General features: G+C 60.3%; 11 protein-coding genes and 1 pseudogene. 7 read left to right on the forward strand and 5 right to left on the reverse strand.

The window, feature by feature from the left end; all coding sequences use genetic code 11:
- Nucleotides 1–8: 8 nt before the first annotated feature.
- A complete protein-coding gene (locus B4968_RS07285) occupies nt 9–395 on the forward strand; it encodes a hypothetical protein (RefSeq protein WP_083097995.1) in 387 nt (128 codons plus the stop codon).
- 61 nt (nt 396–456) lie between these two features.
- Here the strand turns inward: B4968_RS07285 and xseA are convergent, their stop codons facing one another.
- The gene (gene xseA / locus B4968_RS07290) at nt 457–1,908 is read right to left on the reverse strand and encodes an exodeoxyribonuclease VII large subunit (protein WP_083097812.1); all 1,452 of its coding nucleotides are present in this window, start codon (nt 1,906–1,908) and stop codon (nt 457–459) included.
- 196 nt (nt 1,909–2,104) lie between these two features.
- Here xseA and purD point away from each other — a divergent pair, with 196 nt between their 5' ends.
- From purD to B4968_RS24170, 4 genes are all read left to right on the forward strand, one after another.
- Entirely contained in the window at nt 2,105–3,370 is a 1,266-nt protein-coding gene (gene purD, locus B4968_RS07295) for a phosphoribosylamine--glycine ligase (RefSeq protein ID WP_083097997.1), read from the forward strand.
- A gap of 320 nt (nt 3,371–3,690) precedes the next feature.
- Nucleotides 3,691–4,572, forward strand: coding sequence for a bestrophin family protein (locus B4968_RS07300; protein WP_083097814.1), 882 nt, complete (start codon nt 3,691–3,693; stop codon nt 4,570–4,572).
- A gap of 98 nt (nt 4,573–4,670) precedes the next feature.
- Nucleotides 4,671–5,288 carry a LuxR C-terminal-related transcriptional regulator gene (locus B4968_RS07305; RefSeq protein ID WP_083097816.1) on the forward strand — a complete coding sequence of 206 codons (618 nt, stop codon included), beginning with the start codon at nt 4,671–4,673 and terminating at the stop codon, nt 5,286–5,288.
- 312 nt (nt 5,289–5,600) lie between these two features.
- Nucleotides 5,601–5,837 (forward strand): GNAT family N-acetyltransferase, encoded by a 237-nt coding sequence (locus B4968_RS24170; protein ID WP_241525621.1) that lies wholly within the window; start codon nt 5,601–5,603, stop codon nt 5,835–5,837.
- A 162-nt stretch (nt 5,838–5,999) separates the two neighbouring features.
- On the opposite strand, the gene B4968_RS07315 is transcribed toward B4968_RS24170, so the two are convergent.
- Nucleotides 6,000–6,827, reverse strand: coding sequence for an FG-GAP repeat domain-containing protein (locus B4968_RS07315; RefSeq protein WP_083097818.1), 828 nt, complete (start codon nt 6,825–6,827; stop codon nt 6,000–6,002).
- Nucleotides 6,827–7,150, reverse strand: a complete 324-nt coding sequence (locus tag B4968_RS07320; RefSeq protein ID WP_083097820.1) for a 2Fe-2S iron-sulfur cluster-binding protein — start codon at nt 7,148–7,150, stop codon at nt 6,827–6,829. Before B4968_RS07320 ends, B4968_RS07315 begins: the two co-directional genes overlap by 1 nt.
- A gap of 411 nt (nt 7,151–7,561) precedes the next feature.
- Here B4968_RS07320 and B4968_RS07325 point away from each other — a divergent pair, with 411 nt between their 5' ends.
- Both B4968_RS07325 and B4968_RS07330 read left to right on the forward strand, forming a co-directional pair.
- Complete coding sequence (locus tag B4968_RS07325; RefSeq protein WP_083097822.1) at nt 7,562–8,080, forward strand: peptidoglycan-binding domain-containing protein; 519 nt, start codon at nt 7,562–7,564, stop codon at nt 8,078–8,080.
- Between the two features lie 243 nt (nt 8,081–8,323).
- Complete coding sequence (locus B4968_RS07330) at nt 8,324–8,992, forward strand: Crp/Fnr family transcriptional regulator (protein WP_083097824.1); 669 nt, start codon at nt 8,324–8,326, stop codon at nt 8,990–8,992.
- A 203-nt stretch (nt 8,993–9,195) separates the two neighbouring features.
- Here the strand turns inward: B4968_RS07330 and B4968_RS07335 are convergent, their stop codons facing one another.
- Together B4968_RS07335 and B4968_RS07345 are read right to left on the reverse strand one after the other, a co-directional pair.
- On the reverse strand, nt 9,196–9,762 hold the full coding sequence (locus B4968_RS07335) for a thermonuclease family protein (protein WP_161492552.1): 567 nt from the start codon (nt 9,760–9,762) through the stop codon (nt 9,196–9,198).
- Nucleotides 9,763–10,385: 623 nt separating this feature from the next.
- Nucleotides 10,386–11,883 (reverse strand): annotated as a pseudogene (locus B4968_RS07345) (Do family serine endopeptidase).
- Between the last annotated feature and the right edge of the window lie 530 nt (nt 11,884–12,413).

The following is a 12,413-nucleotide window of genomic DNA, read 5'->3' on the forward strand; positions in this document are numbered from 1 at the left end:
TCCCCGCCCTGCCCCTCGCGACCCTACCCCTGGCAGCTCAGAGAGCGCAGGCAGCCGAGCCACTGGGCGCAGAGGATTTCGACAGGTATACGCAGGGCAAGACCCTGTTTTATGGCTTTGATGGCACCGCCTATGGGGTCGAACGCTACCTGCCGGGCCGTCGTGTTATCTGGTCTTTTCTCGATGGCCGCTGCCAGGAGGGCATCTGGTATCAACAGGCGGATCAGATCTGTTTTGTCTATGAGCAGCGCGGTGAGCCGCAATGCTGGAGCTTTTCCCTCAGCGCCAAAGGCCTGAGCGCGCGTTTTCAGAATGACCCCGAAGCAACCGAGCTCTATGAATCAGGCGAGATCGACGAAGAGATGCTCTGCCTTGGCCCCGAGGTCGGCGTCTGAGCCTGCCATCCGCAGACGCCAGTCGTTCTCACACAGGCCTTAGTTTGGCTTTACTCTGGCTTTACTCAGGCTTTCCGCCAGACGTAAGCGCCACCCGCCCGTCTGAAAACTCGATATTGAGGGCGCCGCCTGCGGCCGCATCTGCGCAGGTGGTGACAAGGTTTTCGCCCCGGCGCACCACCGCATAGCCACGCGCCAAGGTGGCCTTGTAGCTGAGGATATCCAGCTGCCGCCCCGTCGCCAATACCTGCTGGCGCTGCCGGTCGATGCGTAAAAGCTGCGCCGCCTCCAGCCGCTGCGCAAGGCCCGCCAGCTGCTCCTTCTGACGCGCCGCCTCTTGCGAAATGGGTCGCAGGCTCAACCGGCTGGACAGATTGCGCAGACGATCCCTGCGGGCTGCAACCAGCTGCCGCAACGTGGCTGGCCGCAGCGCTGCCGAGGCGCGGCTCAGAGTGACGTGGCGGCTCTGCACCCCCGCAACCAGCGCGCGCGGCAAACGCTCCGCCGCATGATCCAGGCGCTGGCGTGGCGTCTCAAGCAGGCTTTCGGGGCGCGGCATGGCGCGCGCCAGATCGTCCAGACGCTGACGCCGCTGCTGCACCGCCTGCCCCGTGCCGCGCAACAGGCGCGCGCCCTGCCCCTCGACCCACGCCATCAGCCCCAGCCGCACCGGCACCGCCAGTTCCGCCGCCGCCGTGGGAGTAGGGGCACGTTTGTCAGAGACAAAATCAATCAGGGTTGTGTCGGTCTCATGTCCCACCGCCGAGATCAGCGGGATTTCAGAGGCCGCCGCCGCACGCGCCACCACTTCTTCGTTAAAGCCCCAAAGATCCTCGATGGATCCGCCCCCCCGCGCCACAATGATCAAATCCGGCCGCGGCAAAGCGCCGCCGGGGGTCAGCCGGTTAAAGCCTTGGATCGCCCGCGCCACCTCTGAGGCACAATTGCTGCCCTGCACGGCCACGGGCCAGACCAGAACCTTACGCGGGAAGCGCTCCCGCAGCCGGTGCAGAATGTCCCGGATCACAGCCCCCGAGGGCGAGGTCACAACGCCAATGATATGCGGCAGATAGGGGAGAGGCCGTTTCCGCTCAGGCGCAAAAAGCCCCTCTGCCTCGAGCTGTTTCTTGCGCTTTTCCAACAGCGCCATCAATGCGCCCTGGCCCGCAACCGCGACCTCATCCACGTTCATATTGTACTTTGACTGGGCCCCAAAGGCCGTGAGGCGACCTGTGACCACCACCTCAAGCCCTTCTTCGGGCACCACGGCAAGGCTGGAGATCTGCCCCTTCCAGGTGGTGCAGGCCAGCACGGACCGGTCGTCTTTGATGTCGTAATACAAATGGCCCGAGCGCGCTTTGAACACGCGGCCAACCGCACCGCGCACCCGAATGCGGCCAAAGGTGCCCTCCAGCGTGCGCTTTACCTCGCCAGAGAGTTCGGAGACGCTGAATTCAGGCGCATTCTGGCCAGATGCTGGGCCGGGTGTAGGATCGTCAAAAAGGTCGGACACGGGATCTGCTCTCCTGCGGCGCCTGAGGGTCGTTTTCAGGGCGCGCTTTCTCTTCTGGTTCTTGTTTTGCGGGCCTGCGCAGCATAGAACCCGCCGCAAGCAAGGCAAGCCCGGCGCGCGGCCCCGGGGTTCATGGGCACATCTGATCACATTCCGTCACCAGACAGGAATGGATCAGCAGATCGGAGAAGACGCGATGAATATCCTTATCCTCGGCAGCGGCGGGCGTGAACATGCCCTGGCCTGGGCGGTCATGCAAAACCCAAAATGCGACAAACTCATCGTCGCACCCGGTAATGCCGGCATCGCTCAGATCGCTGAATGCGCCAGCCTCGACATCATGGATGGCGCTGCGGTCACGGTGTTTGTCGAAGAGAACGCCATTGGTTTCGTCATCATTGGCCCCGAGGCCCCGCTGGCCAGTGGCGTGGCGGACCGGCTGCGTGACGCAGGCGTGCTGGTTTTTGGCCCCTCCGAGGCCGCCGCGCGCCTTGAGGCCTCAAAAAGCTTTACCAAGGAAGTCTGCGATGCCGCAAAGGCGCCAACCGCAGGCTATGGCCATTTTACCGATGCGCAGGCTGCCAAGGCCCATATCCGCAAACACGGTGCCCCCACAGTGGTCAAGGCAGACGGGTTGGCAGCCGGCAAGGGCGTGATCATCGCCATGAACGAAGATGAGGCGCTGGCCGCCATCGACGACATGTTTGGCGGTGCCTTTGGCGGCGCCGGGGCCGAGGTGGTAATTGAGGAGTTCATGGAAGGCGAAGAGGCCTCGCTTTTTGTGCTGGTCGATGGGGAAGACGTGCTGTCGATTGGATCGGCTCAGGACCATAAACGTGTGGGCGAAGGCGATACCGGCCCCAACACCGGCGGCATGGGCGCCTACTCGCCGGCCCCTGTTCTGACCCCCGAGATCGAAGCCCGCGCCATGGAAGAGATTGTAAAGCCGACAATGCGGATCATGGCAGAGCGTGGCATGCCCTATCAGGGCGTGCTCTATGTGGGGCTGATGATCAAGGACGGGCTGCCGCGTCTGGTGGAATACAATGTGCGCTTTGGCGATCCTGAATGTCAGGTGCTGATGATGCGTCTTGGCGCCCAGGCGCTGGATCTGATGCAGGCCGCCGCCGAGGGGCGTTTACAGCAGGCCCAGGTCAACTGGGGCGATGATCACGCCATCACTGTTGTCATGGCTGCCAATGGCTATCCCGGAGCCTATGAAAAAGGCAGTCAGATCAAGGGCCTTGAGGCGCTTCCCGAGGACAGCTCAAACATGGTGTTTCATGCCGGCACAGCGCGCCTTGATGGCGCAATTGTCGCGACTGGCGGCCGTGTTCTCAACGTGACCGCACGCGGCGACAGCCTGCAAGAAGCCCGCGACCGGGCCTATGCCATGGCGGATCAGATCGACTGGCCTGCGGGATTTTTCCGCCGCGATATCGGCTGGCGCGCACTGGACTAGGGCGCTGGACTGGCCACTGGACGGGGCACTGGACGGGGCACTGGACGAGCGCCCTGTTGCACCGGTTCAGCGCTGCTGCACTGAACCTCGCAAAAGCCCGGACGCGTCGGGCTTTTGGCATAGACAGGGTGCGGCCTTGGCCATGGTGCCCTGCGCCGCGCCTGCCCGGACCTGATTGACCTGACCTGATTGACCAACCTGTCCGGCCCGGCCTGACGAAAATGAGGCCTGATTGGCCGCCTTTGATAGAGGCCCGACGCTCAATTTGAGCTTTTATTGGCCCAGCCGCCATCCCCCCCTCACAAGCGCAGAGGCTTTCAATGATTATACGCGAAAAAACAGGTCCTTACGAACTGCTCTTTGCCACCCAGGGCTCGGTCCTGCCGCGCGTTGGGTTGCGGATTTTGGCGGTCTCCCTCCTGGCGCTGTTGATTGTCTGGGTCGACGCGGCTGTCATTGCGCTGCCCCATACCAATGTGGCGCCCTTTGCGGTCTTTGGCGTTGCCCTCTCTCTGTTCCTGGGGTTTCGCAATAACGCCGCTTATGATCGCTGGTGGGAAGGACGCAGGCTTTGGGGGCAATTGGTCGCCGATGTGCGCGCCCTGGCGCGAGACTGCACCATGTTTCTGCCCGATGAGACCGCGCGCCATGAGGTTCTCAGGCTGGCCCTGGCGTTTTTGCACCTGCACCGGGTCAATCTGCGCAAGATTGCCGACAGCTCTGCGGCAAAAGACTGGGCGGGGCAGGATTTCTCTGCGCAGCCGCATCCGCCCTGCGCGGCCCTTGATGCGGCCTGTGCCAGGGCCGCTCTCGCGGCACCGGATGGCTTTGCCCGCAAGGCACTGGCAGAGCGGTTTGCCGCAATCGCCCTGGCACAGGCAGGTTGCGAACGGATTGCGGCCACGCCATTGCCCTACGTCTATTCCCTCTTGGTGTTTCGCACCACCTACCTCTATTGCCTGCTCATCCCCTTTGCGCTGATTGATGATGCCGGTTGGATGACGCCAGTCTTTGTGGGCATCGTTGCCTATGTGTTTTTTGGCCTCGCCGAGGTCACCGAAGAGCTGGCCCATCCCTTTGGTGAAACGGTGAATGGCCTGCCGCTGGACGCCATGTGCCGGACAGTGGAAATCTCGCTGGCCCCGCATTTGGGCATCAAGGCCCCAGCGCCGCTGGCCCCAGAGGGCTACTACCAGAGCTAAGGGTTTAAAACGCCACGTTTGTGCGCCCGCAGGCGCTGCCAAAGCTGTTTCCACAGAGACATGCAGGCGATACAGTCTGCACAGTTCTTGGAGGATTGATGGAACAACAGCCCAGCTCTGACAGGCTTGACCAGCTCTATGAGGCACGCGATCTGGCCAGGCTGGCCTTTGATTTTGCGCCTGTTGGCATTGTGGTCACCGAAAACCGGGTGTTGCGAGAGTGCAATCAGCGCTTTTGTGAGATGTTCGGCTATCCGCGTGACGCGCTTTTGGATCAGCTTTTTGCCTTTTTGTACCCCTCACAGGAAGAGTTCCAGAACCTGCGCACCCGCGGCGACAAAAGCCTGAGCCAGGGCAATCCCTATTGGGACGAGCGGGTGATGCGACGCAGATGCGGCGATTTGTTTTGGGTCCGGGTGCGGGGCCATACCTTTACACCGGATGCGCCATTGGGCCGCGCCGTCTGGAGCTTTGCCGACCTGTCTGGCCTGCGCCCCTATCTGCCCCTGACTCGCCGCGAACGTGAGGTTTATTCCTTGCTCGGAGAAGGTCAGACCAGCAAAGAGATCGCCCGCTCTCTGAACCTCAGCTATCGCACGGTTGAGGTGCATCGCGCCAGGTTGCTCAAAAAAATGGGGGTGAACAATACCGCCAGCCTGTTTTCGTCGCTGGGCGATATTGGCGGTGATCATGTGGTGGGCAACAACAGTCCGTGATCAGCCCACAAACGCCGCAGCAAAAAGCGACTATGCGCCACCATCAGACAGCTGTTGATCCCCAGATGAAATCCCCCCGCCGTCTTGCCGCCAGCGACATCGCCGCGCTTGATGCTGCCCGGACGCTGATCCAGGACAGTTTCAGCTAGATGGAGCGCCGGATTGATCCGCCCTCTTCCGTGCGCCAGCTCACATTGGAGGCTATGGCTCAACACTGCCAGACGGGCGAAATCTGGTGCCTTGGCACGCCAGTTTTCGCCTGCGGTTTTCTGACCCCGCGCGCAGACTGCCTGTATCTTGGCAAGCTCGCCGTTGCTGAAGCAAGACGGCGCACGGGTAAGACTGCGCACGGGGGTGTCGCGTTTCCTGGTGGAGCACGCCTGTGAGCGGGCGTTGCAGCTGGGCGGTGCAGTTCTTGAGCTGCAAGTACGCGTTGAGCTGGTAGTAAATCAAGCGGCCTTTACGCGGCTCGGCTTTGGTAAGACAGCCGAAACCGCACATTCAGGGTTTGAGCGACCAACCCCACTGACCCTACAACGACGCGTCTGATTTAGCCCCGCAAGCCTGACTTATCCCGCAAGAGGGGGGGGCTCCCGCGCGCGGCCTGGCATTCATAGAATGCCGCCGCCCTTGGGCCGGGCGCCGTGCCTGGGGCACGGCGCGGTAGCGGCTAACGCAATCCCGGGGAAAGACGTGTCGGATCGGCAGCAATCACCGGCAGGCCAGCGCTGCCTGCAAACTGGCAGGCCCCGAAAAGACCCCGATGTCACGGCTGTTAATCTGACCATTGCTCAGACGTGATGCAACCAACCGTTGCCAGTTTGCGTCGACCGTGACCATCTCAGGACCATTTGCACAGGTTCGAATCCCGGATGTAATGAAATTATCACCGATCCGATGGTTCGTAAGTCCCGTTTTCGACGATACTTCTCTGAGACCACGGGCTTCAAAGCGCCAGACCCGCAGGGTTTTGGCCAGATGTGGCCGGTCTATATAAGCCAGCTCAACACGGCCGTCACCATCCAGATCCGCTGCCCCAATTGGGGCCAGCCAGCGATTGCTACGCCCAATATGCGGCGTCTCGGCGATCTTTCCATCGGCACCATACAGCGCCAGGGCCGCACCGAGCGCCATATCCGTTTCGACCACCATGACCGCATTAAGGCGACCGTCCAGGTTGAGGTCGATCAGTCGCGGTTCCAGGTCTTCAAACACATGGTCAGCAGGAAGTGGAATTTCCAGCCCCCAAGGCGCGCCGCCCTGACCAACAAAGCGCAGGGAAAGCCCGGACCACTCAATCGCATCGCCCAAAACACCATGAGCATACCGTGTTGTAGGATGCGTAAATTCCGCCGCAAGGAGTTCATCCGTCCAACCAGGGCTCAAATGGCCGATATCATCCGGCCCTATTCCCTCGGCTGACAGCGGGGCAGCTGCGACACTCAGCACCAGCCACAGGCACTGCCCTCGCCCCGCGCGGCGCGCAAAACGGGACCACAAGCGCGACATAAGACGCCGCGCTATGACCCGCCTTGTCATCAGATCTGCTTTTCTGGCATCTGAACGATCAACCCTTCCAGCTCATCCGTCACCTTCACCTGGCAGGTCAGACGAGAGCGGATGGGGTCAGGCTCAAAGGCAAAATCCAACAGGTCTTCTTCCATATCGTCCTTGGCGGGGAGTTTCTCTACCCAGTCTGGATGAATATAGACATGACAGGTCGAACAGGCGCATGCCCCGCCGCAATCTGCCTCAATGCCCGGAATGTTATTGTCGCGGGCCCCTTCCATCACGGTGAGGCCATTGGCCACGTCCACAACATGCTCGGTGCCATTGTGTTCGACATAGGTGATCTTTGCCATAGTCTGATTTTCCCCTTCTCGGTACTCGATAAACTGTGTAGCCAAGGCCCCGCGCCGGCACCAGCCCAATTTGCGCCGTAGCATGACCCGACTGGGCTGCTGCGGCAAATTTTCTTCTTTTGTCCGAATTCATCCACGCAATCCGTGAAATCAGCCCAAACAAAAAGATCACTCAGCCCCCAACAATTCCCCCGGTCTCGCCACCTCCCGGCTCAAACCCCGTCAGAGCGACCGGACCCTGCCGCCTTTCAGTGCCAGAAAGGCCAACGATAGCCACTCAATCCGCGCGCCCTAGCTCACCGACAGGGCCGCAGCGGTGATCCGGCCTTTGCGCCCTCTCAGGATCTGGTCTAGTCTCACGCCAAACGGCGACGCAGACACATCGCCCAGCGGGATCGAGTACCAAAAGGCATGACCAGACCACTATTTTTCCTTGTTTCGACCCTCTCGCTGGCAGCCCTGACCCACCTTGGAGCCTGCACGCCGACATCGCCGGTAGCGCCGCCGGAGCAGGCCCAGCCAGAGGCTCCGCCCGGTGCCCCGGCTGGCACCTGCTGGCACCGCAACACAAGCCCCGCCATCATCACATCCTTTACCGATCAGATCGTGGTCCAGCCTGCGGTTCTGGGAGAGGCAGACCGCATCATCCAGCCCGCCGTTTTTCGCACCGTTACCCGACAGGATATCGTGGAACCCCGGCGCGTCTCCTGGATCGAGACCCCCTGTCCGGAACAAATCACCCCCGATTTTCTGGCCTCTCTGCAACGCGCTCTCACCGCGCGCGGATACTATCGCGGCGCCGCCACCGGGCGCATGGATCGCAACACCCGCATCGCCCTGCGCCGCTATCAAAAAGAGGCCGGTCTGGACAGCAGCACCCTGTCTCTGGCCACGGCGCGTCAACTCGGCCTGATCGCCATCGCCCAGTAGACAGCCGGTAGACAGCCAGTAAGCGGCCAGGAGGCGGCCAGGAGGCGGCCGGCCAGTCGTCTGGCCGCCGCAGCAGCTCACCGCAAACAAGCCGCCCCAAACAAGTCCCCCCAAACAGTCACTGGAACAGCCCGCAGTTTCACAACGCTCTAAGCTCTGCTAGAACCCCAGCTGTCGGCATTCACCTGTCGCAAAAGCACTGCAGCCCCCTTGTGGCAAATCATAACGGAGACCCGTTACATCATGCGATATGACCGCCTGCCAGAAACCGGTTTCCTGTCCGCAGCATCCGCGCCACTGCGTGAAATGCTCGAAAGCCAGGCCAGTGAAGTACGCCTCTCCAATGGCGAGGTGCTGTTTGAGCAAGGCGACACTGGCGACGCCTTTTATGCCATTGTTGAGGGCGCGCTGGAGTTCTCAATCCTCTCTGCGTCAGGCCGCAAGCTCTCGCTGGATTTGATGCGGGCTGGCGCAGTCTTTGGCGAAATTGTGCTGTTTGACCCCGGTCCCCGCACGGCCACGGTCACCGCAGCTGAGCCCAGCCGGTTGCGACGTCTGCGCAATCGCGACATCCTGGCCCAGATCCAGCAACAGCCAGTACTCGCCGGAGATCTGCTGCGTCTTGCCGGACAACGGATGCGTTGGATGAACCTGCAGTTAAACGAGCAGGTTTTTCTGCCAATGCCGGTGCGTCTGGCCCGCAAACTGTTGTATCTGGCACCGGACAGCGGCAATGGGCGCCGGGCTCTGTCTCAGGCCGAACTGGCCGAATATGTCGGCGCCACGCGCGAGGCCGTCTCAAAAACTCTGTCGAACTGGAAACGCAGCGGCTTGATCGAAATCAGCCGTGGCGGGGTACAGATACTGGACCGCAGCGCCCTTGGGTTGCTGGCAGAACCAGAATCAATCTAGCGCTTGCGAAAAAGGACGTCGTCCAACACCCCGCTTCGCGACACTGGCTGCACCGTGTCGGCCCCAACGATAGAAATCAGGCATTGCGGCAAGCACATCAAAACTGCTGCGTGTGAATTCAGGGCACACAAAATCAACGCCCTGTGGATCTGTCCGCAAATGAGGCCAGATCCCAGTTCTTGTTTCCTGGTCCCAGGTCCGTGCTAGTTATGTTGTTTGCGCCACTCAGCTGGCCGCTCGGTCTCAGCCTGCCAGATGCCAAGGCTACCAGCCTGTGCTCTGGCGGCTTCTGGCAGGTAATAGCCCTGCTCTTCGTCAGGCCAGGCCAGACCCTCTTCAACCAAACGCGCCCCGACGTCTTCTCCATCCGCCGTGCAAGACGCGATGTAATAGCCATAGGGGTCGCGGCCATTGCCAAAACACTCGACCCGTTCCGCCGAGCGCAGGATCTCACGCACCCGGTCTTCTGACTTGGCGGCGCATTCCCACAGTCCGCCATCAGATCTGTTGCAGCGCTGCGCAATCTCTGGCGCATCAATGCCCACCAACCGTATCCTCAGAGCGCCAAGGGCAATAAAATCACCTTCGATAATACGAAAGGCCTCTCCTGGCACCGTAAGCAGAGGGTCAATAACCCCCGCAAGCTGCTGAATGCTGCGCAATTCCAGGAAAATCTTTGCCGAAATCGGATCACTTACCGGCAGCTCCTGGGCTGAAACCGTGTTCGCCGCAATCGCCAGAACAGCGCCTACAATGGTTCGTTTCATCATCTTAGTCGTCACTTTGGTTGTGGGTTTCGGACCTAGTCTTGCCAAAGATTGCATCTCAAGAGGCCAATATTTCATTAACTTCCGGCATTTTCTTTAAAGCGCGACCCCAACACAGCCTGCAAACAACCCGATCTCGCCCTCTGCGAGGCTTGGCCCCGATTTCAAAAACTGAAACTTCAAAACCTTCAGCGCAGAGCAATGCCTCTCCCACTCCTCCCCTGGGAGGCCGGTAAACAAGTAAACCTGGACTGACCAGCCGCCAGTGCCTTCCCCTGGCCACAGCTGTTTTGTTTCACTCATCAGCCTGCCTGACCGAAATCACCGAAAGGAGTTTGAAATTGTTTTTTTTTAAAATTTCTTGATCCGCTGTGAACAAGATCACAGATCCGCACGCCAATCCCTGCCACCTTAGTCGCAAGGTAGACATTATCATCCCATCCCGATGACTGCCCGTTTCAAAAGAAGAGCCATATGCCCGCCAGCATATGGCTCTTTCCCTTTCCCTGCCTGCTTCACCCGCCGCGCGCGCCCAAAGATAAAACAGCCAGCTGTCGGCGGGTCAAAACGCAAAAGGCCGAGTCAAACCCGGCCTTCTCGTGATGCTGTCGCAGGGGGTTACGCCCCTATTCGGTCAGGTTAAGCGCCACAAACCGTGGCTCACCATTGCGGCGCACCAAAAGCAGCAGCCATTTGCGCCCGGCCTCCTTGGCCTGCGAAATACGGGCCTCCAACTCGCCGATGGTTGCGATCTTTTGCTGTCCCGCCTCGGTGATGACATCGCCCGCGCGCAGACCCTTTTCCCAGGCTTCCGACACTTCATTCACCGAGAGGATAACCAGCCCCTCAGTACCGTCAGAGAGGTTCAGCTCGCTGCGCATTTTGTCGGTCAGGATCCCAATCGACAGACCCAGAAGTTCCTTTTCAGTCACCTTTGGCGCATCGTCCTCTTCGTCCTCTGACGACTCCGGCTCGCGCTCCGCATCTTCACGACGGCCCAGCGTGACCTTCAGGGTCTCGGTCTTGCCTTCCCGGTAGATCACCACGCGCACCGTCTTACCTACCTCGGTATTGCCAACGGTCCGGACCAGGCTGCGGGTGTCTTTCACAACCGCACCATCAAAGCTGAGAATCACATCGCCTGCCAGCAGACCGGCCTCTTTCGACGGACCATCAGGCACGTCGGTCACCAATGCCCCGCTTGCGTCTTCCAACCCCATCGCCTCGGCCACGTCATCGCTGACGTCCTGAATGCGCACACCCAGCCAGCCGCGACGGGTTTCGCCATATTCCTTCAGCTGTGCCACGACCTTGTGCACCACATTTGAGGCCATCGAAAAGCCAATACCGATGGAACCGCCATTGGGCGACAAAATCGCCGTGTTCACGCCAACAACAGCGCCATCCATATTGAACAATGGACCGCCAGAGTTGCCCCTGTTGATCGCCGCGTCAGTCTGAATGTAGTCGTCATACGACCCCGAAAGCTCGCGGTTACGGGCGGACACGATACCGGCAGAGACCGAAAACCCCTGCCCCAGCGGATTGCCCATAGCGACGACCCAGTCGCCAACCCGCGCCGTGTCGCTGTCGCCAAAGGTGACAAACTTCAACGGTGCAGGTGCCTCGACCTTGAGCAAGGCAATGTCAGTGTTGGGATCGGTCCCGATCACCTTGGCTGGCAACAGCTCTTTGGGCTGGCCATCGCCGGGAAAAAACTCGATCTCGATCTGGTCAGCATCCGCAATCACGTGGTTGTTGGTGACGATATAGCCGTCCTCGGAGATCACAAATCCGGACCCCAGGGCAGAAGAGCGCTGCGGGCGGTCGCTGTTGTCGCCGCCATTGCGATCCTGAAACTTCACGAAAGAAATCCTCAAAGGGAGACCCTTCGGGCACGATACCCTGCGGGCCGGTGCGCCCTTCGATCACTGTGGTGGTGGTGATATTCACCACCGCCGGGCTGACCTTGTCTGCCAGTGGCGCCAGGCTCTCAGGGCGGGCCTGCGCCGACAACACCTGGGCCAGGACCATCACGAGGCTCAACACGCCCAGCCACAGCATGCGGAACATGCCGACCTGTCTATCCTGTTCTTTTGAAACTGCAATCGCCTGAGGCTGCACAGAGGTACTCCTTGTCATCGCCATTCCTGTTGTTGCCATCTTCTTTTTCTCCTCGCCCAAGGCATCCGGTATCGTCAATCCCCCCCGCCTGCGTTCTGAGTGGCCAGATTCAGTTTGGCCAGTGTCAGTTTAGCCGGGGTCAGTTTAGCCAGTGTCAGTGTGGCCGGGATCAGCAAAACCGATCGCCTTAGGTGGCTGCGCGTTACTCTATATAAACCTGCCCTCAATGTAGGGGGAGAATTTCCCATCGCAATACCTGATAGAGCTAATCAAATCGTCGTGACTACCTATCGGGCTTGCCTGAGAGGACCTACCTGTCGGGCCTGCCTTTGCGCGCCAACGCAAGCCAAGCCCCGATAGCAGCTGCATCCCGTTGATTTTAGCACCATTCGTGATGAAAAAGTTCCTAAAAATGCAGGCCGCAAATTACCAAATTAAATTATACAGTTACCAGCCCCTAAAGCCCCGCAGACATAGGCCAGTACAGGCCACCACAGGCCATAAAAAAGGGGCTGCCCCGCAGGACAGCC

The organism is Pseudophaeobacter leonis (assembly GCF_002087335.1).
GTDB lineage: Bacteria > Pseudomonadota > Alphaproteobacteria > Rhodobacterales > Rhodobacteraceae > Pseudophaeobacter > Pseudophaeobacter leonis.